General features: G+C 66.4%; 13 protein-coding genes and 2 pseudogenes. 7 read left to right on the forward strand and 8 right to left on the reverse strand.

Annotated features, from left to right (window positions below; all coding sequences use genetic code 11):
- From ACAH41_RS11725 to ACAH41_RS11745, 5 genes and pseudogenes are all read left to right on the forward strand, one after another.
- Positions 1 to 1000, forward strand: a pseudogene (locus ACAH41_RS11725) (ABC transporter substrate-binding protein); the annotation flags it as partial.
- A gap of 109 nt (positions 1001 to 1109) precedes the next feature.
- Positions 1110 to 1985 (forward strand): branched-chain amino acid ABC transporter permease, encoded by an 876-nt coding sequence (locus tag ACAH41_RS11730; RefSeq protein WP_370538300.1) that lies wholly within the window; start codon positions 1110 to 1112, stop codon positions 1983 to 1985.
- 4 nt (positions 1986 to 1989) lie between these two features.
- The gene (locus ACAH41_RS11735; RefSeq protein ID WP_325648003.1) at positions 1990 to 3918 is read left to right on the forward strand and encodes an ATP-binding cassette domain-containing protein; all 1929 of its coding nucleotides are present in this window, start codon (positions 1990 to 1992) and stop codon (positions 3916 to 3918) included.
- An 11-nt stretch (positions 3919 to 3929) separates the two neighbouring features.
- A complete protein-coding gene (locus ACAH41_RS11740; protein WP_325648002.1) occupies positions 3930 to 4652 on the forward strand; it encodes an ABC transporter ATP-binding protein in 723 nt (240 codons plus the stop codon).
- A 143-nt stretch (positions 4653 to 4795) separates the two neighbouring features.
- Positions 4796 to 5374 (forward strand): superoxide dismutase family protein, encoded by a 579-nt coding sequence (locus tag ACAH41_RS11745; RefSeq protein WP_325648001.1) that lies wholly within the window; start codon positions 4796 to 4798, stop codon positions 5372 to 5374.
- A gap of 345 nt (positions 5375 to 5719) precedes the next feature.
- On the opposite strand, the gene ACAH41_RS11750 is transcribed toward ACAH41_RS11745, so the two are convergent.
- The 6 genes from ACAH41_RS11750 to ACAH41_RS11775 form a co-directional block, all read right to left on the reverse strand.
- Positions 5720 to 6217 (reverse strand): hypothetical protein, encoded by a 498-nt coding sequence (locus ACAH41_RS11750; protein WP_325648000.1) that lies wholly within the window; start codon positions 6215 to 6217, stop codon positions 5720 to 5722.
- Between the two features lie 66 nt (positions 6218 to 6283).
- Positions 6284 to 6685, reverse strand: coding sequence for a hypothetical protein (locus ACAH41_RS11755; protein ID WP_325647999.1), 402 nt, complete (start codon positions 6683 to 6685; stop codon positions 6284 to 6286).
- 86 nt (positions 6686 to 6771) lie between these two features.
- On the reverse strand, positions 6772 to 7695 hold the full coding sequence (locus tag ACAH41_RS11760) for an FRG domain-containing protein (protein ID WP_325647998.1): 924 nt from the start codon (positions 7693 to 7695) through the stop codon (positions 6772 to 6774).
- 312 nt (positions 7696 to 8007) lie between these two features.
- Complete coding sequence (locus ACAH41_RS11765) at positions 8008 to 9663, reverse strand: ShlB/FhaC/HecB family hemolysin secretion/activation protein (RefSeq protein WP_325647997.1); 1656 nt, start codon at positions 9661 to 9663, stop codon at positions 8008 to 8010.
- Positions 9664 to 9693: 30 nt separating this feature from the next.
- Positions 9694 to 14967, reverse strand: coding sequence for a YDG domain-containing protein (locus ACAH41_RS11770; protein ID WP_325647996.1), 5274 nt, complete (start codon positions 14965 to 14967; stop codon positions 9694 to 9696).
- A 146-nt stretch (positions 14968 to 15113) separates the two neighbouring features.
- Positions 15114 to 20498: a YDG domain-containing protein gene (locus ACAH41_RS11775; RefSeq protein ID WP_325647995.1), complete on the reverse strand. Its 5385-nt coding sequence runs from the start codon at positions 20496 to 20498 to the stop codon at positions 15114 to 15116.
- Positions 20499 to 20802: 304 nt separating this feature from the next.
- Between ACAH41_RS11775 and ACAH41_RS11780 the strand changes: the two genes are divergently transcribed.
- On the forward strand, positions 20803 to 21876 hold the full coding sequence (locus ACAH41_RS11780; protein ID WP_325647994.1) for a helix-turn-helix transcriptional regulator: 1074 nt from the start codon (positions 20803 to 20805) through the stop codon (positions 21874 to 21876).
- 34 nt (positions 21877 to 21910) lie between these two features.
- Here ACAH41_RS11780 and ACAH41_RS11785 read toward each other — a convergent pair whose 3' ends face one another.
- Positions 21911 to 24049 (reverse strand): endonuclease/exonuclease/phosphatase family protein, encoded by a 2139-nt coding sequence (locus ACAH41_RS11785; RefSeq protein WP_325647993.1) that lies wholly within the window; start codon positions 24047 to 24049, stop codon positions 21911 to 21913.
- A gap of 564 nt (positions 24050 to 24613) precedes the next feature.
- Here ACAH41_RS11785 and ACAH41_RS11790 point away from each other — a divergent pair.
- Positions 24614 to 24811 (forward strand): annotated as a pseudogene (locus ACAH41_RS11790) (response regulator transcription factor); the annotation flags it as partial.
- A 15-nt stretch (positions 24812 to 24826) separates the two neighbouring features.
- Here ACAH41_RS11790 and ACAH41_RS11795 read toward each other — a convergent pair.
- Positions 24827 to 26902 (reverse strand): UvrD-helicase domain-containing protein, encoded by a 2076-nt coding sequence (locus ACAH41_RS11795; RefSeq protein ID WP_325647992.1) that lies wholly within the window; start codon positions 26900 to 26902, stop codon positions 24827 to 24829.
- Between the last annotated feature and the right edge of the window lie 71 nt (positions 26903 to 26973).

A 26973-nucleotide genomic window follows, 5' to 3' on the forward strand; every position in this document is an offset into this window, starting at 1 on the left:
CGTGCTCGTGGAGCGCGACGACGAAGCCAAGAACGAACGCGGCGTGCAGATCGCACAGGAGCTGATCAACAAGGAGAAGGTCACTGCCACCGTCGGCTACATCAACACCGGCGTGGCGCTCGCCTCGCAGCGCTTCTTTCAGGAAGTCAAGATCCCCGTGTTCCACAACGTGGCCACCGGCTCGCTCATCACTCACCAGTTCGACGACTAGCCCGAGAATTACATCTTCCGCAACGCCGCGCACGACAGCATCCAGGCGCCGATGATCGTGGAAGAAGCCATCACCCGCCGCGGCTTCAAGAAGGTCGCCATCCTGGCCGACTCCACGAACTACGGCCAGCTCGGCAAGGCCGACCTCGAGAAGGCGCTCAAGGCCAAGGGCATCACGCCCGTGGCCGTCGAGAAGTTCAACATCAAGGACGTCGACATGACGGCCCAGCTGCTCAAGGCCAAGGAAGCCGGCGCCGAAGCCGTGCTCACCTACGGCATCGGCCCCGAGCTGGCGCAGATTGCCAACGGCATGACCAAGCTCGGCTGGAAGGTGCCGATGGTCGGTTCGTGGACCCTGTCGATGGCCAACTACATCGACAACGCCGGCCCCGGCGGTGAAGGCGCGCGCATGCCGCAAACCTTCATCCAGGAGCCGACCACGCCGAAGCGCCAGTCCTTCATCATCAGCTACCTGAAGACCTTCAACCCCAAGAACGCGCGCATGGATTCGCCGGTCTCGGCCGCGCAAGGCTACGACTCGATCTACCTGCTGGCCGCCGCCATCAAGCAAGCCGGCAGCACCGACGGCCCGAAGATCAAGGCCGCTCTCGAAGACCTGAAGGCGCCGGTCGAAGGCGTGGTCACCACCTACAACAAGCCCTTCACCAAGACCGACCACGACGCGATCACCGCCAACATTCCGGTGTTCGGCGAGGTCAAGGGCGGCAAGGTGGTCTACGCCTATCCGGAAGACCAGAAGAAGGCTGCCTCGGTGCAAGTCAAGAAGTAAAGCACCGCCCCGTGAAGACGCCGCCCCGGACAACCGCGGCGGCGTCTTTTATTGAGGGGCCCTCCTTTGCCCCGAACGCGCCGCCATCACGGTGCAGAGAGAAATCGCCATGCAAATCTTGACTCAACTCATCTTCAGCGGCATCGCGCTGGGCATGATCTACGCGGTGATCGCGTTCGGCTATCAGCTCACCTTTGCCACCTCCGACACGCTGAACTTCGGCCAGGGCGACGCGTTGATGCTGGGCGCACTGGTCGGCCTCACGCTGGTGGGCCTGGGCGTCAACTACTGGCTGATGATTCCGCTGGTGTGCGTGTTCGGTGCCGTGCAGGGCGCGGTGGTCGAGCGCATCGGCGTGCGGCCCGCCATCAAGATCAAGTCGGAGTTCGGCTGGATCATGTCGACCATCGCGCTCGGCATCATCTTCAAGAACGTGGCCGAGAACGTATGGGGCCGCGACGACCTCAAGTTCCCGTCGCCGCTGCCCGAGTCGCCAATGAAGTTCCTCGGCGCCAACGTGCTGCCGATGGAGCTGCTGGTCGTCTTCGGCGCACTGGCGATGATGTTGGCGGTCGAGTTCTTCAACCGCAAGACCATCTACGGCAAGGCCGTGGTCGCGACCTTCAATGACCGGGATGCCGCCAAGCTGATGGGCATCAACACCAGCCTGGTCATCACCTTCTCGTACGCACTGTCGTCGCTCACCGCTGCATTCGCCGGCGTGCTGATCGCCCCGCTCACATTGACCGGCGCCACCATGGGCGCGGTGCTGGGCTTGAAGGCCTTTGCGGTGGCCATCATCGGCGGGCTGACCAGCGGCATGGGCATCGTGGTCGGCGGGCTGATCCTCGGCATTGCCGAGACGACCACCGGCTTCTACCTCTCCACCGGCTACAAGGACGTGCCCGGCCTGGTGCTGCTGCTGATCGTGCTGGCCCTGAAGCCGGCCGGCCTGTTCGGCAAGACGGCGATCAAGAAAGTCTGATGCGATGAAGGCACCTCAAATCGCGGCGATTGCCGTTGGCATCGCCCTGCTGGCGGCCTTCCCGGCCATGGTCGGCAACCCGTATTACGTGCACCTGGTCGAGACCATCCTGATCTACGCCATCGTGCTGTTCGGGCTGGACATCGTCGTCGGCTACACCGGGCAAGTCTCGCTGGGCCACGCCGGCCTGTTCGGCATTGGCGCCTACACCGCGGGCGTGCTGGTGATGAAGCTGGGCGCGCCGCTGTGGGTCACGCTGCCGGCGGCCATCGCGGTGGCGTCCGTGTTCGGTGCGCTGCTGGCGCTGCCGGCGCTGCGGGTCACCGGGCCGTACCTGGCCATGGTCACGCTGGCCTTTGGCACCATCATCCAGATCCTCATCAACGAGATGAGCTTCCTGACCGAAGGGCCGATGGGCATCACGCTGACCAAGCCCAGCGTCTTCGGCCACACCATGGACGAGACCGAGTACTACTGGCTGGTGGGCGTGCTGCTGCTGGCCTCGCTGCTGGTGGTACACCGCATCCTGCGCTCGCACCTGGGGCGGGCCTTCGAGGCGCTGCGCGGCAGCCCGGTCGCGTCGGACTGCATGGGCGTCTCGGTCTACCGCTACAAGGTTTATGCCTTCGTGATCAGCGCCGGCCTGGCCGGGCTGGCCGGTGCGCTGTATGCGTACTCCGAGCAGTACATCTCGCCCAACACCTACAACTTCGAGCTGACGGTGATGTTCCTGCTGGCCGTCATCATGGGTGGGCGCAAGAGCCGCATCGGCTCGCTGCTGGGCGCCGCCATCATCGTGCTGCTGCCCAAGTTGCTGGACGACCTGGCGATGTTCCGCACCGCCTCGGTGATGCTGGCGGTGATCGTCACCATCGCCGCAGGTGTCGCGGTGCAGCGCGGCAAGATCAAGCCCAAGAGCGCCGCCATCCCGGTGATCGGCACCATTGCGCTGGCCGCAGTCTCGTTCAAGCTGCAGAGCATGACCGACTGGCGGCTGTCCATCTTCGGGCTGATCACGCTGTTCGTCGTGTACTACCTGCAAGACGGCATCGTCGGCTTCGTGCGCGGGGCGCTCGGCCTGCGCAGCCATGCCTCGCACGAGGCGGCCGAGGTCGCAGCGCTGGCGCCCGGCCAGCAAGCGCTCACGCAAGCCGGCGGCGCCACCGGCGAGCAGTTGCTCGCGGCGCGCAACGTGCTGATGCAGTTCGGCGGCCTGAAGGCGCTGAACAACGTGGACCTGAACGTCAAGCGCGGCAGCATCCACGGCCTGATCGGCCCGAACGGCTCGGGCAAGAGCACGATGATGAACGTGCTCACCGGCATCTACACACCCACCGCCGGCGGCGTCGAATTCGCCGGCCATTCGCTGGCCGGCCTCAGTCCGGCGCAGATCGCCCAGCGCGGCGTGGCGCGCACCTTCCAGAACGTGCAGCTGTTCGGCGAAATGAGCGCGCTGCACAACGTGATGGTCGGCCTGCACCACAGCTTCCGCGCCAACCTGATCGACGTGGCGCTGCACCTGCCGCGCTACCTGCGCGAGCACCGCGCCGCGCGGTTGCGCGCACTGGCACTGCTGCGCTTCGTGGGCCTGGGCGAGCTGGCCGGCGAAGAGGCGCGCAACCTGCCTTACGGCCAGCAGCGCCTGCTGGAGATTGCCCGCGCACTGGCGCTGGACCCGCAGCTGCTGCTGCTGGACGAACCCGCCGCCGGCCTCACCGCGCCCGACATCGTCGCGCTGCGCGCCATCATCCAAAAGATCCGCGAACACGGCGTCACGGTGATCCTGATCGAACATCACATGGACGTGGTGATGAGCCTGTGCGACACCGTCTCGGTGCTGGACTTCGGGCAGAAGATTGCCGAGGGCGGACCGGCCGAAGTGCAAGCCAACGAAAAAGTCATCGAAGCGTATCTGGGCGGCCAGGCCAGCTGAGGAACAACAAGATGCTCACCATCCACAACCTCAGCGCCGGCTACGGAAAAGTCCAGGTCCTGCACGGCATTTCCATCGACGTGCCCAAAGGCCAGGTCGTCACGCTGATCGGCTCCAACGGCGCTGGCAAGACGACCACGATGCGAGCCGTCAGCGGCATGATCGCGCCCACCGGCGGCGAGATCCACCTCAACGGCAAGCGCATCGACGGGCTGGAGCCGTACCACATCGCCCGACTCGGCCTAGCCCATTCGCCCGAAGGCCGGCGCGTATTCGCCACCATGAGCGTGGCCGACAACCTGTTGCTCGGCGCCTTCCCGCGCCTCACCGGCAGCCGCCCCAAGGGCGACGTGGCGGCAGACCTGGAAAAAGCCATGGCGCTGTTCCCGCGCCTGCAGGAACGCCGCACCCAGCTCGCCGGCACGCTCTCCGGTGGCGAGCAGCAGATGCTGGCGATGGCCCGCGCGGTGATGCTGAACCCCGAGGTCGTGCTGCTGGACGAACCGTCCATGGGCCTGGCCCCCATCCTGGTCGACGAGGTTTTCCGCATCATCGAACGCCTGAAGGCCACCGGCACCACCATGCTGCTGGTCGAGCAGTTCGCCGCCGCAGCCCTCGCCGTGGCGGACTACGGCTACGTGCTCGAAAACGGCCGCATCGCGGTGCATGGCAGGGCCGAGAAATTGCGCAACGACCCGGCCGTCAAGGCGGCCTACCTGGGCGGCGGGCACTGAGCACCGGAGCGGTTCGGGAGCCCTGAAGGGATCTTGGCGCCCAGGCGCCGTCGCCTCTTTGCGCTGAGCGCCTTGTGACTCTGCCACGGGCGCTCCTATAGTCGGCGATCCCAACAAGCACCTCGTGCACAAGGAGCCGCCTCATGACCCGTTCAAGCTCGTCGCTCGCCCGCCTGATCTCGCCACTGGCCCTCGCCACAGCCGCCCTGGCAGCGGGCTGTGCCGCGCCACCGGCGCATGAGCACGGCGCCGGGGGAATGGAAGGCATGGGCAGCATGGCTTCTATGGCCGTGGCCACGCTCACGCCGATCGCCGGCAGCAACGTGCGCGGCATCGTGATGTTCCACGAGAAGGACGGCCACCTGATGGTGCACGCCAAGCTCAGCGGCCTCGCCCCCGGCGTGCACGGCTTCCACCTGCACGACAAGGGCGACTGCGCCAGCCCCGACGGCATGAGCGCCGGCGGCCACTTCAACCCCACCGGCCAACCCCACGGCCCGCAAAGCGCCCCGCACCACGCCGGCGACATCCCCGCCCTGACCGCAGACGCCAGCGGCAACGTCGACCAGCACTTCATGCTCGACGGTCCGACCGTGGCCGCCGGCCCCACCAGCGTCATCGGCCACTCGGTGATCGTGCATGCGAACCCGGACGACTACGCGACGCAGCCGACTGGCAACTCGGGTGGGCGTGTGGCTTGTGGCGTCATCGCCGGGCATTGAGCCGAAGCGCTGACGATCAGCGACCTCGCCTCAGGCGAGGCCGCGCGGGAAGCGGTTCACCGACCCACCAAACCCGAAACGGCGACTGCCCCGACGGCAAATCCAGCGACCAAGACCAGGATGCTTGAATCCCAAATTCGGGAGCAAACAAGGGCAGGTCAGCGCACAAATAAATGGGGTCAGAGTCAATTTATCTCATTGCCGGGCGAGCGCCACTCGACGGTTGAGAAAGATAAATTGACTCTGACCCCATTTATTTGAACCACGGTAGCGGCGGCAATGCAGATGGTCATGTTTCTCGTTTGAAATTCAAGACTTGCCTCAGGCCAGGTCCTCAAAAATGAGTCAGGCGCCGGCAAGAATGTGGACATAGTTGACGTACTTTTGCATCCTCCGGCTGCGGGGTGCAACAGACAATAGCTCGTCCTTGTACCCCCCCAGGCCAGTACGACGAAGCAGGCGGCTGTAGAACCGATACTCCTGCGGCAGATAGCCCTCCAGAAGCATCGTCACCACGCGAGTTCGGACTCTATCTTCCTGCTGCGGCGTCAACGTTGCCTTGCGAAGTGCTCGCGCTGCCTGGGACTTCAAGGTCATACCAAAGGGAAAACCTTTGCTCTCGGAGATGAAATCAATCCCGAGTTCCGTGCAAGCCGGATCGTCTTCCTTGATGCCCTGGATGACCGCCGCCATGATGGGGTAGATCCAGCCACACTCCCCCTCCATGTGAATTTGAGGTCGAAGGACCCTTTGTTCGGTAATCTGAAGCTGACGACAGTAGCTCTCATACCGCCTGACGACAGATTCAACGGACCACTCTCCGTCGCCGTTGTAGTTCTGCATCGGCATGTATTTAGCACTTGAAAAGTTGCTTTGAACGGCACCGCAATGCATCCACCTGAAGTGGTGTCAAACCTCATCACTTTCACTGCAAGCGTACTGAGATATTTCCAAAGCCAATGACGCTGAAGCAGCAAGTTGGACGAGCTGGGTTGGTAGATAGCAGAACTGGGACACATACCCTTCTTGCAAAGAGACGCCAAAATCCAGGACTGCCGTTTGCACTCCCGGAAACGCCGCCATTCTTGCCACGAGTTCGGAATGATTTCTAAGGAACTCGGTGGCTTCCTTTACCTGCCCGGAGAAATCATCCAGGTCTGCTCCGCTTGCCACAAAGTTTGCGCCGCTATCTATGTGTATTTTTCCTTTGAGCAACCTCGCCTCGTTCTTCCTCCAAGTGCGATGCGCGACGAGACCACACTCGGACACCATGGCATCCACGTCAAGCGATTCGCCAGAGATTCTCAACATGCAGCTCATGTGACTTGGAGCTGTGAAGTCCATTGAAGCTGAGCTGCGGACCAAGGCCTACTGAGGGACGCTGGGTCGAGTGACCGCTAGACTTCACTTTCCCACCTTGCGATAACTGTCTTAGCGACATTATCAAGCGTTGGCATTAAAACAGCACTATTTACGCCCTCCCGATCTAGCAATTTCAACAAACGCGGAATCTGCTCCCCGTCCAGAGTGTGGCCAATAAGGACTGGCTCGGCAGTCGAAGTCTGCGCAAATACATCCTCAAGCGATGGCCACACATGCTGCCTAAAGTAAAACTTCTCGACCGCCAGCAGTTCTGTAAATATGCCAACCTGCGAATGGAGAAACGCATTATTGGCCCGCGCCGGCGCATGCATCTTGAGATAAAACTGGCCAAAGCTTTGGGCAGCTCCGCTATGACTTTTGGTCCGCGTATCTAACGCCCAAACGCAAATTCGAGTGGAAGATGCTGGTTTATAGAGTGGCGAGGCGGCAAAGAAAGCTGCAATAACAGGGTTGGCAGACCAATCCAATAGTCTGGTTGGAACGCCATGATGTTGTGCGAGAGCCATGAGTTCAATGTTTGGAGATTGGCCTTCTCCCCGCATTTGCCTTGCCCACCTCGTAATAAGTGGACTTCGCTCAGGCAAATACGCTTCCGAATCAACTGGGAATCCAACTTCATTCGCTAGAAAAGCAAACTGATATAACGCCTCAGCTTCGGCCGCATGCCATTCATGATAATGCCGAAATATCTCTTCAGGGCCGTCACCCGATGGAATGCTTAGTTTTTCAGCCTTGATTCTATTAAGCAGCGCAAGGAGCTTATTCCCTGTCTGACGCCAAGCTGACGGTATTAGTTGCCAGTTCTCTGCGTCACTAATCCCGCGGAAGACCCATGGAGATTTTTCGCTATCGCCTGTCCACCAACGCTCATTGGATCTACGTATCCGACCTAGGAAGTCTTCCGCATTCGGACAGTGAATGATTTGAAGCGCAGACATTGAAGAGGGCCCGTTGCTTAAAAATCTAACGTGTTCTGTCTGGCGCCTAAACGCCGGATATTACCCACCACGCCTGAGTGGCGGAAGCAGCCCTTTGGGCTCCGAGTGCTTGAATCAACTGGACCCCCTATGTGACGCTCCGGCGTAACACCGCCGTCAAAAGCGGCGCATGTCACAGATTCTGCGGGTGCAGCACCGTCTTGCCAAGAGCGGAGACGCCGTGTCCACGGCATAAGGTGCCGGCGGACACTGCCGCGGATCTGGTGGCCACCGGGCCGGTTGCTCAGTCCGGCCGCGCAGTCAATGCGCCAATCAATAGCCGACCGACAGGCTGACCCAAACCCGCGGACTGCGTTTGGGCGTGATGACCGCAGCCTCGCGGTCCGTCGCCCAGGCGGCCGACAAGTCCGCAGCCCAGCCCTCGCCCTGCAAGCCGGTGCCCACACCGGCACCGGCCAGCCGGCGGCGGTTGCTGCCGGTGGCCCAAGACTGATGATTGACCTGCACCACCCCCGCATCCGCAAACGCCTGCAGCTGCCATTCCGGCGCCGGCTGCCAGCGCAGTGCCAGGTTGCCGACCCAGCCGTCGTCGCCGCTGGCTTCGCCTTCGGGGTAGGCGCGCACGCCGTTGGCGCCGCCGAGGCTGATCTTTTCGGCGGAGGGCAGGTTGTGGTCGGCGCGTTGGCCGCGCCAGGCCATGGCCAGCGTCCATTCGGGCAGCAACTGCTGCTGGCGCTGCAGGCTGGCGGTGAACTTGCCGAAGCCTTTGCCGGTGTTGGCGCTGAGCTGGTCGATGAAATCGCTCACGGCGTCCATGTGCACCTGGCCGGTTTGCAGGCCCAGGCTCAGGTCGCTCACGGCTGGCAACGCCAGCCAGCCGTCTTGCCACTGGCCTTGCAGGCTCATGCTGGCGAGGTTGATGCGGTGCGTGCTGCGGGTTTCGGTGCTGGCCACCATGTCGACCAGGCGCTTGTCGTCGTACTGCAGCTGCAGGTTCCAGTTTTCGGTCTGGCTGCGCACGAGCGAGTGGCGCGCGTAGAAGCTCAGCGTGCTGGCCAGGCCGTAGGCGCCGAGGGCGGCGAACTGCTTGCCGAGCCGGTAGTCCATGTGCGAGGCAGACAGGCCCACGCGCGTGCCCAGCGGCCCCACCGGCAGCTGGTAGGACGCAGCGGCGTAGCGCTGGGCCAGCTGGCTGCGCAGCAGGTGCAGGCTGAGCTGGTCGCCCAGGCGCAGCGGGTTGTTGAACGAGAGGTTCAGGCTCAGGCGCTGGTCGCCGGTACTGTCGCTGCCGTGGTTGTCGAGCGCGGCATCGGCCTCGAAGGCCCGGCCTTCGTCCACCTCCACCAGCAGGTCCGAGGCGCCCGGCGTGTCGCCCGGCCGCAGCGTGGACAGCACGCGCGTGCCCGGCAGGCTGCGCAGTGACAGCAGCACCGGCGCGAGGTCCTGCTCGCGCAGGGCGGCCTGCGGCTGCAGCAGGTCCAGCGGGGCCAGTGCGTCGCCCTGCAGCTCGGCGCGGTTGCGCAGCTCGACCTTGCCCAGCCGGCCCTCGGCGACCGCAATTTCCACCCGCCCGCCCTGCACCTCCTGCGCCGGCAGGTAGGCCCGCGCGACCAGGTAACCGGCCTCGCGGTAGGCCCGGGTGAGCCGGCCGGCGAGCTGGTTCAGCTCGGCCAGGTTCAGCTCGCGGCCGATGGCATCGGCCAGCAGGGCCTGCAGCCGGGCTTCGGGCAGGCTCTGCACGCCGCGCAGCACAAAGCCGCTGACGCGCACCCGCGCCCCGCCTTCAGGCACCGCGCCGGTTGCCGGCGCGTCCACGTTCAGCGGCGGTGACGCACTGGGCGCCGGGCGCGGCGGTGGGTTGTTGCGCAGCTCCTGCAGCAGCTGGCCAGCATCGGGTGCGGCCAGTGCGGCGCTGGTGGCCAGGCTCAGCGCACACAGCGCCAGGCGGTTCGGGGACAAGCTTCTCATCGGCAACAACCACCCAGGATGACTCGGAACTCAGCGCGCAGCAGCAGCGTCGGCTTCCAGCACCGTCAGGCCCAGGCCCTTCAACAGCGCGGCCAGCTTCAGCCGCTGGGCCACGGTCAGGGTCGCGGGCTTGAACACGTCCGCCAGGCCCAGTTGCTGGGTCTTGGTGAGCTGGTAGTTCTGCGCATCCGCGCCGCTGATGGCAAAGGTTTCGACGACGGGCTTGTCGTGGCCCCACAAGGCGGTGACAAACTGGCCGGTCTGGCTCAGTGCCACGTCGTCGCCCGCGACCAGGCCGGTCAAGTTGCCGCCGGTGACGGTCGCGGTCTTCGTGCCGTCGAACACCTTGTCCTGCGCCTTCGCGCCGGTCACGGTCAGCAGGGCTTGGGCGATGTTGGCGCTGCTGCTGTCGCTGGCGACGACGTAGTTGCCCGCGTCGTCGCCGCCCAGGCTGTTTGTCACCGTCACGACCTTGCCGAGACCCGCGTTCTTGTCGGCGAACGTGCCACTCTGGCTGAGCGTGACGCTGTCGCCTGCGACCACGCCGGCCAGCGTGCCGCCGCCGACCTGAGCCAGCGCCGTGCCGTCATAGGTTTTGTTGGCGGCCGCGCTGCCGCTCACTGTCAAGGTCGCGGCGGTGATGTCGGCCGTGGTGGTGGCGGTCGCATTGGCCAGCAGGTAGTTGCGGGCATCCGTGCCGGCGATGGTGAACTGCTCGTTGACGGTCTTGCCGCTGCCGGCGTTCTTGTCGGCGAAGCTGGCGCTCTGGCCCAGGCTGACGCTGTCGCCCTGCACCAGGCCTTGCAGCGCGCCGCCGTTGACGCTGGCCTGCGTGCTGCCGTCGTAGGTCTTGCTGGCGACCACGCTGCCGGAGACGGTGAGCGGCGCCTGGGCGATGTCGGCCTTGGCGGTGGCCGTGGGGTTGACCAGCAGGTAGTTGCCGGCGTCGCCGCCGCTGATGGCGAAGCTCTCAGTGACGGTCTTGCCGGTGCCGGCGTTCTTGTCGCCGAAGCTGCCGCTCTGGCTGAGTGCCACGCTGTCGCCATCGACCAAGCCGTGCAGATCGCCACCACTGACGCTGGCCGTGCTTGTGCCGTCGTAGGTCTTGCCGGCGACATGGGCGCCGAACACGATGAGGGCGGCCTGGCCGATCGCCAGGTTGGCGCTGTAGGCGATGTCATAGCCCTGCTGCGTGGAGTAGAGGCCGCTGCTCACCTGAAGCGAGCCGTTCCCGGCGCTGTAACCGCCAGCGTTTTTGCTGTTGCTGGCATAAGTGAGCGGGCCGCTTCCCAGCAAGGTGGCGCCGGGATCGGACAGCGTGTAGCTGCCGATGGTACCCATGGCAGCCTGACCATCGTAGACCTTGCCGGTGGCCGTGAAGGACACGCTGACCGGCGTGAGGAAGCTGCGCAGCAGCGGCATCGTGCTGCCTTCGTACAAGCGCCAGGCGGTGCCGCTGCCGCCCACGTCGTCCAGCGACCAGCCGGCCGCCGTGTAGGTGGCGGTGGACCTGGCCTCGGCATCGCTGAGGCCACGCGTCAGGCTGTCCACGCTGGCCTGGTTGTTGGCAATGCCGGTGCCCGCCTTGCCCTTGAGCCAGAACGAGCTGCCGACCTGGCCCTGGCCGGCGTTGCGGCCGACCAGGCCACCGGTCTGGGTGTAGCCACCAACGTCGCCGGCGGCATAGGCACTGGCGATGCTGCCGCTGTTGCTGCCAACCAGGCCGCCCACGTTGTAGGCGCCGGAGACGGTGCCGCTGGCGTACACATTGCTCAGCACGCCGGTGTTGCTGCCGACCAGGCCGCCGCTGTCGTTGTTGTAGCCGCGCACAAACCCGGTGGCATAGGCGCCGACGATGCTGCCGGCGTTGCTGCCGGCCAGGCCGCCGATGCCGTCGTCGCCATAGACCCCATCCCCGGCGTACACATTGCTCAGGCTGCCGTTGTTGCGGCCCACCAGCCCGCCGACCTCGGTGCCGCCTTGCACGTAGCTGCCGTCCGCATGCGCGTTGACGATGCTGCCGTCGTTGATGCCCACCAGGCCGCCGGCCTGGTTGCCGTACAGGACGACGCCGTTCGCCTGCGCGTTGCTGATGCTGCCGGCATTGCGTCCGACCAGCCCGCCCGCCGCGCCGGCCGACTGGCCAGAAGCCCAGTCGACGACCACGCCGCCGCTGGCGCTGACCTGGCTCAGCGTGGCGTTGCTCCAGCCCACCAGACCGCCAACGTTGGTCGCGCCGGTCACCGCGGCGGTGGAGAAGACGTTGCTGATCGTGAGGTCCTGCAGCACCGTGGTGGGCTGGCCGTTGGCATCGGTGCCGGCCACGCCGGGCCGGCTGAGGGTGCCCACCAGCCCGCCCACGTTCGACGTGCCGCTGACGCTGCCGCCACTGCTCACGCCGACCAATGCGCCGCTGTCCCAGCCGACCAGGCCGCCCACCGCGCTACCGCCGCTGACCAGGCCCGCCGCGCTGCTGTTCAACACCGCGCCCTTCGCGTCGTTGTTGCCCACCAGCCCGCCCACCTGGTCGCCGCCGCTCACGACGGCCAGGCCCTCGCTGTTGCCGACGATGCCCAGGTTCTGGCCCGCCAGCCCGCCCACCGCGCTGCTGCCGGTGACGCTGCCGGTCACCTGCACCTCGCTGACCGTGCCGCCCGAGTTGACCCAGCCCACCAGGCCGCCGACGTTGGCATGGCCGGTGACGCTGCCACCGTTCAGGTCCAGCTGGCTGAGGCTGCCGCCGCTGCCCAGCGTGCCGACAAGGCCCACGTTGTCCTGCCCGGCCCGGTTGATCACCAGGCCGCTGATGCTGTGCGACGCCCCTGCCAGGCTGCCAGTGAACGGTGCCGCCGCATTGCCGAGCGGCATGAAGCCTTCGGAGCCCCAGCCGTCGCCCGCGGCGGTGCCGGTGGCGCTGGCGTCGATGTCGTTGGCCAGCACGTAGCTGGCGCCGAGGTCGTAGCCGATCAGCTGCAGCTGGCGCGCGTTGTGGATGCTGCGCGTGTACTCGGTCACGCGCACCGGCCGCATGCCGTCGAACATGACCCAGGCCGGCTGGCCGCTGGCGCCATTGGCCACCCAGAAGCCGGAGCCGGCCGCACTCTCGTGCCAGCTGCCCAGGCCGGCGTAGTCGCTGTGCTTGCTGCCACCGGCGGCATTGCCGATGTTGACGTTGTGGGCCCCCGCCGAGGTGCCCCAGGCGCTCGCCTGGCCGGTGGCGTTGCTGTCCCATACCAGGTTGAAGTTGCCGCCGGCGTTGAGGCCCACCAGGCCGCCGACCTGCGAATCGCCATGCACGGCACCCACCGCGTAGGCATTGCTCACCGTGTTCCAGCTCGAGCCCAGCAGGCCGCCAACGGTGCTGCGGCCGGTCACGCTGCCGCTCACCACGCTGTCGCTGACGGTGCCGCCGTTGAAGCCCGCCAGGCCACCCACGGTGTTGTTGCCCGTCACGCTGCCGCTCACCTCGGCGCCGGTGATCGTGCCGGTGTTGAAGCCGGCCAACCCGCCCACGTTGTAGGCCTCGGGCGCCGACACCTCCACGCTGCTGCTGACGTTGCGGAGGGTGCCGCCCGAGTTGTAGCCCACCAGCGCACCGACGTAGCTGTTGCCACCGGCGAACTCGCCCATCCCGATGCGGCCACCTTGCAAGGACACATCGCGGATCACGCTGCCGCTGTCGGTGGCGGCGAACAGGCCCAGGTAGCTGCCATAGGCATCGGCAATGTTGAAGCCCTTGATCCCATGGCCCAGGCCGGCGAGGCTGCCGGTGAAGGGGTTGTCGCTGCTGGCCACCACGGCCGCGCCGTAGACATTGGCGCTGGCATCGATGTCCTGCGCCAGTGCGTAGCGCCCCGCCAGCCCCAGGCTGTTGATGGCTTCCAGGTCGGCCATGCTGTGGACCAGCGTGTAGGCCGCGCCGTTGATCTGCAGCGAGGCGTTGGCGCCGCTGAGCGTGACGGGCGCGTGCACGCTGTAGTCCGCACCGCTGCGCACGCTGCCGGTTGCAGCGTAGTTGCCGGTGTTCAGCACCAGGCCGGCATTCGCGCCGGTGGCGGTGATCTCGGCGTACAGGTTGATGTTGTTGTAAGCGTTCAGCGTCAGCGTCGTGTTGGCGCTCCAGCTGACGGCGGCATTGACGTTGATCTCGCCGCTGTCGCTGCCCTGGCTGCTGTCGGTGGTCAGCGTGACGTTGTTGCTGGCGAGGTTCGCAGCGAGCGTGGTGGCGCCGATGCCGCTGCCGGTCTGCGCGCCGCTGCCCAGGCTGATCGTGAAGTCCGTCGGGTCGACCAGCCAGGTGCCGGTCTTGCCGGTCTGCGACAGCGTGCTGATCTGTGCGCCGTCGGCAACCTGCACATGCGCGCCGCTGGTCTCGATGAAGCCGCCATCGTGGTTCACGGACGAGGCGTCCAGCGTGCCGCCTGCCTTCACGGTGCCGCCGTTGAAGCCGCCGAGCAGGATGATCCTGCCGCCGCTGCTGTCGATGCCGCGCGCTTCGATCACACCTTCGTTGTTGACCACGGTGTCCATCAGCGCGTTCTTCGCGTTGGCGCTGAGCAGCACGCTGCCGTTGTCGGCGCGGATCAGGCCCTTGTTCTCGGCCAATGCATTGAGCGTGCCTTCATCGACCGTCACGCTGAGCAACTGGCTGCCGCTGAAATCCAGCGTGACCTTGTCGCCGGCGGCGAGGGCCGCGGTGCCGTTGGGCGTGGTGATCGTGCCGCTGTTGCTGACTTGCTTGCCAATGAGCGCCACATAGCCGCCCGTGAGGCTGCCCTGGTTGACCACGCTGCCCTGACTGCCGTTGCCGGCAAACGTCGCCTTGCCCGCCTGGAAGTCGCTGTCACTCAGTCTCAGCGTGGACGCCAACAGACCGCCGACGTTGACGCTCGCACCATTGCCAAACAGCACGCCATTCGGGTTCAGGATCCACACCTGGCCGTTGGCCGTGAGGCTGCCGTTGATGCTGGACGCATCGGTGCCCAGCACGCGGTTCAGCGCAATGGATGAAGCGCCCGGCTGCACGAACTTGACGCTCTCGCCGCTGCCCACGTTGAAGCTCGCCCAGTTGATCGCCATGTTCTGGCTGCCCTGGGTGATGGTCGTGGTGTTGCCGCTTTGCGTGATGGTGCCACTGCCCGTGCTGACCGCGCCACCGGTCGGGCCCGCGAGTGCCGCGCCGCTCAGCGCAGCCGCCGCCAGCAGCACCGCGCCGCCGCGCTTGCCACGCGACCGAGCGGTCTCCGGCACGGCGACAAAACGTTGGAACAGGTCGCTCCAGACAAGGCGGTAGGCGTGGTTCATGGCGGAAAAAATGAGAAGCAAAGGGCTGGCGGGATGCTAGGGACGGGACCTTGGCCTGTCCGTAGAACAAATGCGCTACAGCCGGCCCCCCCACGCCTGTGCAGCTTGAGGGAGCCGGCATCGCGAACGGGTGCTTGAGCGAGGCTTCAGCGTGGGGCGGCGTCGGCCTCCAGCACAGTGAGGCCCAAGCCCTTCAGCAGCGCGGCCAGCTTCAGCTGCTGGGCGACGGTCACGGTGGCCGGCTTGAACACGTCCGCCAGGCCCAGTTGCTGGGTCTTGGTCAGCTGGTAGTTCTGCGCATCCGCGCCGCTGATGGCAAAGGTTTCGACGACGGGCTTGTAGTGGCCCCACAAGGCGGTGAGGAACCTGCCTGTCTGGCTGAGCGCCACGTCGTCGCCCGCGACCAGGCCGGTCAACGTGCCGCCGGTGACCGTGGCTGTCTTCGTGCCGTCGAACACCTTGTCCTGCGCCTTCGCGCCGGTCACGGTCAGCAGGGCTTGGGCGATGTTGGCGCTGCTGCTGTCGTTGGCGACGAGGTAGTTGCCCGCGTCGTCGCCGCCCAGGCTGTTTGTCACCGTCACGACCTTGCCGAGACCAGCGTTCTTGTCGGCGAACGTGCCGCTCTGGCTGAGCGTGACGCTGTCGCCGGCAATCACGCCGCGGAGTTGGCCACCGCTGACCGCGGCTGCGGTCGTGCCGTCGTAGGTCTTGTTGGCTGCGACGCTGCCGCTCACCGCCAAGCTCGCAGCGGCGATGTCGGCCGTGGTGGTGCCGGTCGCATTGGCCAGCACGTAGTTGGCGGCATCCACACCCGCGATGGCGAACTGCTGGTTGACCGTCTTGGCGGCGCCAGCGTTCTTGTCGGCAAAGCTGGCGCTCTGGCTCAGGCTGATGTCGTCCCCCTCCACCAGTCCCTGCAGCGTGCCGCCGCCGATGCTGGCCTGGGTTGTGCCGTCGTAGGTCTTGTTGGCCACCACGCTGCCGTTCACCGTCAAGGTCGCTGCGGTGATGCTGGCGGTGCTGGCACCCGGGCGGTTGAAGGTGTAGTTGCCGGCGTCCGTGCCCAGCAGGGAAAGACCCAGGCTGACGGTCTTGTTCGTGCCGACGTTCTTGTCGTCGAAGTAGCCGACGAGGTACACAGCCACCGCGTCCCCGGCAACCACGCCGCCAAGGCTGCCGGTGACGCTGGCACGGGCCGAACCGTCGTAGGTCTTGTCGGCCGCCACGATGTCAATCGACAGCAGCTTGGGCGTGATGTCGGAAGCCAGCACAGTGGCCGGGTTGACCAGCAGGTAATTGCCGGCATCGGTGCCCGCCAGGCTGCGGCTGACGCTGACCTGCTTGCCGTAGCCCACGTTCTTGTCGCCGAAGCTGCCGCTCTGGTTGACGGTGACGAGGTCCCCGTCGATCAGGCCACTCAAGCTGCCGCCACTGACACTGGCAGCGGTGCTGCCATCGTAGGCCTTGCTGAGGGCAGTGCCACCGCTGAAGAAGACGGTGGCGGCCGAGATGTCGGCCTGTGCGGTGCCGGCCTGGGCGCCGAGCACATAGTTGCCGGCATCGGTGCCGTGCAGCGTGCCGGTGATGCTCACGGTCTTGCCAATGCCGACGTTCTTGTCGCTGAAGCTGCCGCTCAGGTCGAACGCCAGGCTGTCGCCCGCAAGCACGCCAACAAGGCTGCCGCCGCTGACCTGCGCCGCGAGCTTGCCATCGTAGGTCTTGCTGCTCGCCTGCGCGCCGCTCACCTGCAGCTGCGCGGCGAAGATGTCCGCGGCGACGCTCGTCACAGGACTGGTCAGCACGTAGTTGCCCGCATCGTTTCCGGCCAGGCTGTTGGTGACCGTGACTGTCTTGCCGCTGCCGGCGTTCTTGTCGCTGAAGCTGCCCATCTGGCTCAGGCCGATGCTGTCGCCGGCCAGCACGCCGTTCAGGCTGCCACCGCTCACGCTCGCCAGCGTCGTGCCGTCGTAGGTCTTGTTGGCCGCCGTGCTGCCGCTGATGGTCAGGGTGGCGGCGGTGATGTCGGCCAATGCACTGGCGGTGGTTATGGTCAGGATGTAGTTGCCGGCATCGGCGCCCGACACACTGTTGACCACGCTCACCGTCTTGCCCCGGCCGGCGTTCTTGTCGCCGAAGCTGCCGCTCTGGTCGAGCACGACGTTGTCGCCCGCAACGACACCTTGCAGCATGCCGCCGCTGACGCTCGCGCTCGTTGTGGCATCGTAGGTCTTGCTGGCCGCGGCCGTGCCGGCGACGGTAAGCGTCGCTGCGTGGATGTCGGCGCTGGTGATGCCAGTGCCCGATGTGAGCACGTAATTGCCGGCATCCGCGCCCAGCAGGCTGCTGGTGTAGCTGACGGTCTTGCCGCCGCCCGCGTTCTTGTCGCTGAAATTGCCGCTCTGGCTCAGCGCCACGGCGTCGCCAGCAAACACGCCGTTCAGGCTGCCGCTGAGGCTGGCCGCCGTGCTCCCGTCATAGGTCTTGCTGGCCGCAGTCGTGCCGCTGAGCGTCAGCGTCGCCGCGGTGATGTCGGCCGTCGCGCTGCTCGCCGCGACCACGTAGTTGCCGGCATCGCTGCCGCTCAGGCTGCCGGTGACCGTCACGGCCTTGCCGCTGCCGGCGTTCTTGTCGCTGAACGTGCCACTCTGGCTCAGGCTGACGCTGTCGCCGGCCAGCACACCGCCCAGGCTGCCACCGCTCACGCTCGCCAGCGTGGTGCCGTCGTAGGTCTTGCTGGCCGCCGTGCTGCCGCTGACGGTCAAGGTAGCGGCGGTGATCTTGGCGGTGCCGGCGGCCAAGGTCAGGTCGTAGCCAAACTGGTTCGAATACAGGCCGCTGAGGCCGATGCTGTAGCTGCCGACGTTCTTGCTGCTGGCATCGCCGTAGACCGCCGTGCCGAGGATGAGGCTGCGGTCGGCGCCAGCGTCGCTGGTGGCGTAGCCGCCGCCGCTGAAATTGACCGTGCCGTCATAGACCTTGCTGACGCTGTCGGCGCTGACGGTGAGCGCCGGCATGAAGGACCGCAGCAAAGGCGCGGACTGGCCCTCGTAGATGCGCCACACGGCGTTGCTGCCGCCACTGCTGGCCAGGTCCCAGCCGCTGAAGCTGGACGCCTGCATCATCTGCGCGGAGCTCAGCCCGGTGCCGCCCCCCAGGCTGCTGGACTGGCCGGTGGTCTCCAGGTTCCAGTAGCCGTTGGTGACGGTGGGGTAGTAACCGTCGAAGCCGCCGATCAGGCCGCCAGGTTGATAGCCGGCGCTGACATGGCCGCTGGCATAGACATCGGTCAGCGAGCCGGCCCCCTCGCCCATCAGGCCGCCCACGCGCGAGTCGCCGCTCACGTCGCCGGTGGCATAGGCATAGACCACCTTGCTGTCGTAGTTGGCCGAGCCGATCAGGCCACCCACGCCTTCGCCGCCGGCGGACTTGACCTTGCCGGTGGCAAAGGCATTGATGATGAAAGAGGCGTCGTTGTGGCCGACCAGCCCGCCGACCGAACCGGTGAGACCGGTCACGTCGCCAGTCGCATAGACGTTGGAAAAGACCGAGCTGTTGTAGGCCAGGCCGACCAGGCCGCCGACATTGAAGTTGCCGCTGACGTCGCCACTGGCATGGGCGTTGTTGAGGGTCACCGCCTCGGTCTGCAAGCCGACCAGCCCGCCGACGTAGGACGCGCCCGTCACGTTACCGCTGGCCCACACCTGATCCAGGTTGCCGTCGTTGCGCCCGATCAGCCCGCCGGTGTCATTGGCGCCGGTGACCGTGCCGGTGGCGTCCGACCGTGTGATGCGGCCGGTGTTGTAGCCGACCAGCCCACCCGAATCGTCGCCGCCATGGACATCGACGGCGGCATGCACGTTGAGGATGGTGCCGTCGCTCAGCCCAGCCAGCGCGCCCGCACCCGGGCCCGAGGCCTGCACGCTGCCGCCCACCAGGCTGAGGTCGCGCACCACTGCGCTGCTGCGGATCTGGCCGATCAGCCCGGCGAGGCTGCCCGCACCCGCCACGTTGAACTGATGAACGGTGTGGCCCAGGCCGGCCAGCGTGCCGAAAAACGTCCCGATCACTGCGTCGCCGTAGACCGTGCCGCTGGCATCCAGGTCCTGTGCCAGCGCCAGCAGGCCGTGGTCGTCGGCCGACTGCAGTTCGGCCATGCTGTGGATCAGCGTATAGGCATTGCCATTGAGGCTCAGCGTGGCATTCGTGCCGCTGAGCGTGACCGGCGCATTGACGTTGTAGTCGCCGCCGTAGTTCAGGGCCAGCCCGGCCGCTGCACCGGTGGCCGTGATCGCCGCGTTGAGGTTGACGTTGTTGTATGCATTGAGCGTCAAGGTCGTGTTGGCGCTCCAGGAGACGGCGGCGTTGACATTGATGTCGCCGCTGTCCGTGCCCGTGCTGTTGTCCGTCGTCAGCGTGACGTTGTTGCTCGCCAGGTTAGTGGCCAGCGTGCTCGCGCCGATGCCGCTGCTGGTCTGCGCGCCACTGCCGGCGGCGATCGTGAAGTCCGTCGGGTCGACCAGCCAGGTGCCGGTCTTGCCGGTCTGCGACAGCGTGCTGATCTGTGCGCCGTCGGCAACCTGCACATGTGCGCCGCTGGTCTCGATGAAGCCGCCATCGTGGTTCACGGACGAGGCGTCCAGCGTGCCGCCGGCCTTCACGGTGCCGCCGTCGAAACCGCCGAGCAGGATGATCTTGCCGCCGCTGGCGGCTATGCCGCGCGCTTCGATCACACCTTCGTTGTTGACCACGGTGTCCATCAGCGCGTTCTTCGCCGTGGCGCTGAGCAGCACGCTGCCGTTGTCGGCGCGGATCAGGCCCTTGTTCTCGGCCAAGGCGTTGAGCGTGCCTTCGTCGACCGTGACGCTGAGCAGCTGGCTGCCGCTGAAATCCAGCGTGACCTTGTCGCCGGCGGCGAGGGCCGCGGTGCCGTTGGGCGTGGAGATCGTGCCGCTGTTGCTGACTTGCTTGCCAAGCAGCGCGACGTAGCCGCCAGTCAGGCTGCCCTGGTTGACGACGCTGCCCTGGCTGCCGTTGCCGCTGAAGCTGGCCTTGCCGGCCGCGAAGTCACTGTCACTTAGGCTGAGGGTGGAGGCCACCAGGCCACCCACGTTGACGCTGGCGCCATTGCCAAACAGCACGCCATTCGGGTTCAGGATCCACACCTGGCCGTTGGCCGTGAGGCTGCCGTTGATGCTGGACGCATCGGTGCCCAGCACGCGGTTCAGCGCAATGGACGATGCACCCGGCTGCACGAACTTGACGCTCTCGCCGCTGCCCACGTTGAAGCTCGCCCAGTTGATCGCCATGTTCTGGCTGCCCTGGGTGATCGTGGTCGTGTTGCCGCTCTGGCTGATGGTGCCGCTGCCGCTGCTCACTGCGCCGCCGGTCGGACCAGCCAGTGCTGCGCCGCTCAATGCCGCTGCCGCCAGCAGCACCGCGCCGCCGCGCTTGCCACGCGACCGAGCGGTCTCCGGCACGGCGACAAAACGTTGGAACAGGTCGCTCCAGACAAGGCGGTAGGCGTGGTTCATGGCAGGGAAAAATCAGAAGCAAAGGGCTGACGGGATGCTAGGGACGGGGTCGTGGCCTGTCCGTAGAACAAATGCGCTACAGGCGAGGCGCCACCCGTCGCCCACACTGGCCGCCGGCAAGCCTGCGACACGCGCGGCTGCGCGCTCCGGCTTTGAAGCGGTGTCGCGGCAAGGCGGCCTGGGCGCCACGCGATTCTCTTCAGCGGCGGCGGGCGGCTTGACCCGGTGTCTCAGTTGCCAAAATGAATCCCCAGGATGGGATGCGCGGCACCTCCTCTTCCTTTTCATGGCCAGCAGTTTTTCCATGACCAGCGACTACTCACCCACCGTTCGCCAGCTCCTGGCCACCCCCGCGCAGCGCTATGTCCACCCCTGCGCAGCGCCGTCGCCCATCGAAACGCCACCGGTGTTGCGGCGCCACTTCAGCGTGGCCGCCGAGGCGCTCACGCTGCAAGCGCCTGCCTGGCGCGACTACGTGGGCCGCTCGCTGGACGTGCCGCTCTCGCGCACGCAGGTCGCCGCAGGTTTCCATGGCGAGATCGCCACCCACGTGCTGAGCGACATGGTGTTCATGGACATCCGCAGCGACGCGGTGGCCCAGGTGCGCAGCGCCGCGCGCATTGGCACCGACACGCTGGACGACTACGTCTTCCACGTCGCGGTCGAAGGGCTGATCGAATCGGTGGCCGACGGGCGCCGGCCGCGCCGGTCCACGCAGTTCATGCCCGGCGTGCTGGCGCTGGACATGCGCCAGCCCTGGCGCATGCACCGCCCCACGCAGGCCCGCGTACTGGCCTTCATGCTGCCGCGCGCCATGGTGGAGGCCGTGATCCCCGATGCCCCGGCGATCCACGGCCAAGTGGTGACCTACACCTCGTCACTGGCCCGCCTGCTGCTGGCGCAATTGCAGACGCTGGCCACAACCCTGCCTCGCCTGCCACCAGCCGAAGCCGAGCGCGCCATCCGCAGCGGTGCCGAGCTGATGCTGGCCGCATTCGGCCGCCAGGCCCGGTTGCACGGCCATGCACGCAATGCCGTGCGCATGGCGCTGCTGGACCAGTTGCAGCACCACGTGCAAGCCCATTTGCACCAGGACACGCTGTCGCCCGACGGCATTCGCCAGCAGTTCAGGCTGCCACGCGCCACGCTGTACCGGCTGTTCGAGCCCGAAGGCGGCCTGGCGGCCTACATCCGCAACTGCCGGCTGCGCGAGGCCGCCGAAGAGTTGCTGAGCGCGCCGCACAGGCCGGTCATCGACATTGCCTACGGCCTGTGCTTCAACAGCGCCTCCGACTTCACCCGCGCCTTTCGCCGGGCCTACGGCATGCCGCCGCAGGACTTCCGGGCAATGGGGCTGACCGCGGCCAAGGCGCGCTGAACAAGGCCCGCGCCATGCGCCGGCCCAGGCCTCATCAGCCGCGCGGCCAGGCCAGGTCGACCTGGTAGGGGTAGTGGTCCGAAGCGTCCAGCTGCACGCCGGCCGGGTACTGGCTGTGCGCCAGTGCGCGCTTGGCGTAGCCCTCGCCGCTTTCATGCACATGCGCGTAGAACAGCAGCAGGTCGTCACCGAATGCCGCGGGGCAGACCGTGTCCATCGTCGCGAGGCGCGCATCGAAGTCCGCGCCGGACCAGTTCAGCCCGTCAGCAGACGAGCGATGGAACATGCCGGCGCCGCCGGGCTCGCGGTAGAACAGTTCGAAGCGGCCATTGCGGCTGGTGATGCCGGGCGAGCCGGTGGCGGTGGCGCCTTTTTCCAGCTGCGCCGGCTGCCACTTGCCAGTGTTGTTCAGCACCGCACGCATCAAGCCACGCGGGCTGCCCGAGCCGGCGTCCACCGTCACGACACACAGCGTGTCACCCAGCGACGCGGCCGCAATGTCGTGTGGCGTGTCGATGTGCAGCCAGTCCCGCTTCGACCAGCCCCCCGCTCCCCACTGGTGAACGCAGACCTGCTCACCATTCGGATCACGGCAGAAGACGTACAGCCTGCCCTGGTGCACCACTGCACACACACCGCCAGAGGACCGCATTTCGCCGCCTTGGCTCTCGGCCCGCGACCACTTGCGCCCATCCACGGATTCCATCTTCATCACCTGCCGGTCTTGCTGGAAGAACAGGTGCAGGCAGCCCGCGAACCACACCAGCCCCGGCGCACCGTCGCTGCTCACGTCCGGCAGCACCTCGTGGCGCCACTGCTTGGTCGCCTGGTCGAAGCGGCTGATCTGCAGGCTGCGGTCATGCGCGGCGCGCGTGGCCACCCACAGCTTGTCGCCGGCCACCGCGGCAGATGGCAGATGGGCCAGGGTGCCCTTGTGAACCCAGTACCACGCGGGATTGGAGGTGTTCAGCGGGTAGCGCCAGTCGCGCAGCACCGTCGCCTGCAGCGGCCGCAGCGGCGTCTGCGCGCTGTCCTTGAGGTAGACGTAGTCCAGGCAGTCGGATGCGGGCGTGTCGCTGCCCGGGGTGAAGAACTGATCCAGCGTGTTGTGGATGTGGTCGTCGGTGGCCGAGGCCAAGGCCTGGTCCGGGCCGTGCACGCGGGTCCAGCTGTCGGTCGCGGCCTCGGCAGCCATCAAGCTCTCCAGCGTGGCGAACTTGGCCGGGTCGCCCATGCGGTGCACGTTGAAGTCACCCAGCAAGGCCGCGGGCATGTCGCCCCGGCCGCCCAGGGTCCAGCCGATCAGGTTCTCGATGTTGGCGCAGCGGGCATCCTTGTTGCCTGCGTTGGTCCAGGCGTGGGTCATGCCGATGCGCAGCTTCGCACCCCCGTCCAGCTTCACGGTGGCCGACAGCACGCCCTTGGTGGCCCATTCGTCTTCGCTGTATTCCTCCGAAGTCTCGGGGAACTGGTTGAACTGCCAGTCCTCCAGCGGAAACTTGCTGACCAGCACGATGCCTGAGCCCGCCCGGTTCAAGGCCCCGCTGGTGCCCCGGATGCTGTGCGGATAGACGCTCTTCAGGTCGTCACGGATGTTGTCCATGCGGTTGGCGGACCAGACCTCCTGCAGCGCCACCACGTCGGCGCCGGACTGCTTGACCTTCTCCACGATGAAGGCGTGGCGCTCGTCGTCGCGGAAGGTGACCGGCAGCTTGCCCGTGAGCTCGGCTCCCGTCACGATGGCGGAACCCGCCATCAAGTGGGTGTTGAAGCTCAGCAGGCGCAAACGGCGCGAGGCCCACAGCACCGGTTGCTTCGCGTGCTCGTCGGCCTCGCCGCTGCGCACCGTGAGCAGGCCGCCGTCTTCAACCACCGCCATGAACTTTCCGCCCGGTGCCACCGTGCCGGTGCTCCAGATGAAGTCGGTGTCGCCGTCGGGCTTCTGGCGGTAGACACAGAGGTTGCCATCACCCTGCATCGCGGCGAAATAGTCACCGTGCGGCAGCGAAGCGCCCAGCGACGCCCAAATGCAGCCACCTCGCTGCTCGGGGCCGGGGCCCTGGTAGAGACAGAGGTCGCCATCACGCTGCTGCGTGAGGAAGCAGCTTCGGTCAGGCGACGAGAGGTGTTCGCCAGCGCGGAGCTTCTGGCCAGTCAACAGGAAGTAGGTCATGGTGTTTTTTCCCTTGCGATCTTTGAGATGTGTGGGCTGCCGTTGCGGGGTTCGCAAGCCTTCAGCCCTCACGTTTTGATCGTAGGAAAGCGGCGGCGCGGTGTCCGTAGAACGAATGCGCTACGGCCATCCTCCGGTTTGACGAGGGCGAGCCGGCGCCATGCCGAGCTTCTTAACCGGCCTTTAAAAGTTCTTAATCGCGGCGCCAAAAGCGGTCGGTTCAAAAGGCTTAACAAGCCACAAGCCGCGCTGAAGGACGGCAAAGGGGCAGCTCGCCGACAGTGAAGCCATGCCACTCCACAGCCCTGGAACACAGCCATGAACCACGCCTACCGCCTCGCCTGGAGTGATGCCAAGCAGGGTTTTGTGCCTGCCTTCGAAACCGGCCGCAACGACCCCGACTTCCTGAAAGCGCTGTGCGCGGCGATGCAGGCGGTATCGGACCTGAGCCGCGCGGCGCACGGGCCACGGGCCGCGTGCAACATCGTCGTCAGCATCGATGACGACGCGCAGGTCACCTGCTCCATCGCGCAGCCCACCACCACCGCAGCGAACGATGGCGCGCCAGTGCTGTCGGCCCGCGAGCGCGAGGTGCTGGGCTACCTGGAAAAGGGCTTCACGGCCAACGAGATCGCCAGGTTGATGCGGCTCTCGCCCTTCACCGTGCGCAGCTTCGTGCGCCGCATCTACGAGAAGCTGAACGTTTCGTCCAAGGCCGAGGCGCTCTACGAAGCCCGCCAGCAGCGCCTGCTGGCGGATTGAAGGCAGACGGAAGGATCAGGCAGGCGGCGGCGCGCCGGCCACCTTGGCCGCCAGCGCCTCGCGCATGCGCTTCAACTTTTCCTTCGGGTCTTCCTTGCTGCCGGCCAGGTCCAGCTTCATTTCCTTGATGAAGCGGCTGGGGATGCCGGCCACGGTTTCGCGGCCTTTCTTGCGGCGGCGCAGCGTGGTGCACAGCAGCGTCTTCTGCGCGCGGGTGATGCCCACGTACATCAGGCGGCGCTCTTCCTGCAGGCGCTCGGGCGTCATGTCCTCGGCGTCGCTCTTGAAGGGCAGGATGCCTTCGTTGATGCCGACCAGGATCACGTGCGGCCACTCCAGGCCCTTGGACGCATGCAGCGTGGTCAGCGTCACCACGTCCTGCTCCTCGCCGCGCTCCGCCAGGCTCAAGATGACGCTGATGGTCTGCGCCACGTCCAGCACGCTTTTCTTCTCGCCTTCGACGGTCATGCCGCCGTCCTGGCTGATCTCGCCGCCGCAGCGCTTGGCGACCCAGTCGATGAAGTCCAGCACATTGGTCCAGCGGGCCGCGGCCACCTTTTCGCTGTCTTCGCTGTCGTAGAGGTGCTGCTCGTAGCCGATCTCCTTGAGCCACTCCAGCAGCATCGGCTTGGCGGCCTCGGCGCCAATCGTCGTGCGGGCCTTGTATTCGAGGTCGTTGAGGTAACGGCCGAACTCGTGCAGCGAATCGACGGCCTTGGCGGGCAGCGCGGCGCGCAGGCTCTCGGTGAACAGCGCCTCGAACATGCTCTGCTTCCACTTGCCGGAGAACTCGCCGAGCTTGCCCAGCGTGGTGTGGCCAATGCCACGCTTGGGCGTGGTGATGGCGCGCAGGAAGGCCGGGTCATCGTCCTGGTTCACCAGCAGGCGCAGCCAGCCGCACAGGTCCTTGATCTCGGCCCGGTCGAAAAAGCTCTGGCCGCCGGAGACCTTGTAGGCGATCTGCGCGGCGCGCAGCTTCTGCTCGAAGGGGCGGGCCTGGAAGTTGGTGCGGTAGAGCACGGCAAAGTCCGACAGCTTGATGCGCGGGTCCTGCGCCATCAGCGCCTGGATGCGCGCAACCGTGCGCTCGGCCTCGTGGTCTTCGCTGTCGCACTCGGCAATGCGCACCGGCTCGCCTTCGCCCAGGTCGCTCCAGAGCTTCTTCGGGAAGATCTTCGGGTTGCCGCCGATCACCTCGTTGGCCGCGCGCAGGATGGCCGAGGTGGAGCGGTAGTTCTGCTCCAGCGGAATGACCTTCAGGTTCGGGAATTCCTCGGGCAGGCGCTTCAGGTTGTCGATGGTGGCGCCGCGCCAGCCGTAGATGCTCTGGTCGTCGTCGCCCACGGCCGTGAACATGCCGCGGCGGCGTTCGTCCGGATGGTCCACCAGCGCCTTCAGCAGCTCGTACTGCACGGCGTTGGTGTCCTGGTATTCGTCCACCAGCACGTGGCGGAACTGGTTCTGCCATTTCTCGCGCGCTTCCGGGATCTTCTGGATCAGCTTGAGCGGCATGCTGATCAGGTCGTCGAAGTCCACCGCCTGGTAGGCGACCAGGCGCTCTTCGTAGAGCTTCATCACACGGGCCGCCAGCTGCTCGTCGCTGTCTTTCGCCGCGGCCATCGCGCCATCGCTGTCCAGGCCCTGGTTCTTCCACAAGCTGATGGTCCACTGCCATTTGCGGGCGATGGCGTTGTCGGTGCAGGAGCCGGCGTCGCGGATCACGCCCAGCACGTCGTCCGAATCCAGGATGGAGAACTTCTCCTTCAGGCCCAGCCTGGTGCCGTCCTCGCGCAGCATGCGCACGCCCAAACTGTGGAAGGTGCTGATCCCCAGGTCCTTCGCCGCCCGCGCGCCCACCAGGCTCTTGGCCCGCTCCCGCATTTCCAGCGAGGCCTTGTTGGTGAAGGTGATGGCGGCGATCTGCTTGGGTTGCAGCCCCGCCTGCAGCAGCCGGGCGATTTTCTGCGTGATGACCCGCGTCTTGCCCGAGCCCGCACCCGCCAGCACCAGGCACGGCCCGCTCAGGTAGTGCACCGCCTCCATCTGGGCGGCATTCAGCGTGGATGGGGGCGGAGGCAAGGCGGACGACATGGCGGCAACAGGAGGGGGCCGCGGATCATAGCCAAGCCGCCCGGCCCGCCAGCCGCCAATCCCGTACCAAG

The organism is Ideonella sp. (assembly GCF_041287625.1).
In the GTDB taxonomy this organism is placed as follows: Bacteria; Pseudomonadota; Gammaproteobacteria; order Burkholderiales; family Burkholderiaceae_C; genus Ideonella.

What these genes read in the sequence shown, in the direction of transcription:
- ACAH41_RS11750 (WP_325648000.1), bottom strand. Translation starts at nt 6,217, where the DNA reads ATGCAGAACTACAACGGCGACGGAGAGTGGTCCGTTGAATCTGTCGTC.
- ACAH41_RS11730 (WP_370538300.1), top strand. Translation starts at nt 1,110, where the DNA reads ATGCAAATCTTGACTCAACTCATCTTCAGCGGCATCGCGCTGGGCATG.
- ACAH41_RS11740 (WP_325648002.1), top strand. Translation starts at nt 3,930, where the DNA reads ATGCTCACCATCCACAACCTCAGCGCCGGCTACGGAAAAGTCCAGGTC.
- ACAH41_RS11745 (WP_325648001.1), top strand. Translation starts at nt 4,796, where the DNA reads ATGACCCGTTCAAGCTCGTCGCTCGCCCGCCTGATCTCGCCACTGGCC.
- ACAH41_RS11775 (WP_325647995.1), bottom strand. Translation starts at nt 20,498, where the DNA reads ATGAACCACGCCTACCGCCTTGTCTGGAGCGACCTGTTCCAACGTTTT.
- ACAH41_RS11765 (WP_325647997.1), bottom strand. Translation starts at nt 9,663, where the DNA reads ATGAGAAGCTTGTCCCCGAACCGCCTGGCGCTGTGTGCGCTGAGCCTG.
- ACAH41_RS11755 (WP_325647999.1), bottom strand. Translation starts at nt 6,685, where the DNA reads ATGTTGAGAATCTCTGGCGAATCGCTTGACGTGGATGCCATGGTGTCC.
- ACAH41_RS11795 (WP_325647992.1), bottom strand. Translation starts at nt 26,902, where the DNA reads ATGTCGTCCGCCTTGCCTCCGCCCCCATCCACGCTGAATGCCGCCCAG.
- ACAH41_RS11785 (WP_325647993.1), bottom strand. Translation starts at nt 24,049, where the DNA reads ATGACCTACTTCCTGTTGACTGGCCAGAAGCTCCGCGCTGGCGAACAC.
- ACAH41_RS11735 (WP_325648003.1), top strand. Translation starts at nt 1,990, where the DNA reads ATGAAGGCACCTCAAATCGCGGCGATTGCCGTTGGCATCGCCCTGCTG.
- ACAH41_RS11770 (WP_325647996.1), bottom strand. Translation starts at nt 14,967, where the DNA reads ATGAACCACGCCTACCGCCTTGTCTGGAGCGACCTGTTCCAACGTTTT.
- ACAH41_RS11760 (WP_325647998.1), bottom strand. Translation starts at nt 7,695, where the DNA reads ATGTCTGCGCTTCAAATCATTCACTGTCCGAATGCGGAAGACTTCCTA.
- ACAH41_RS11780 (WP_325647994.1), top strand. Translation starts at nt 20,803, where the DNA reads ATGACCAGCGACTACTCACCCACCGTTCGCCAGCTCCTGGCCACCCCC.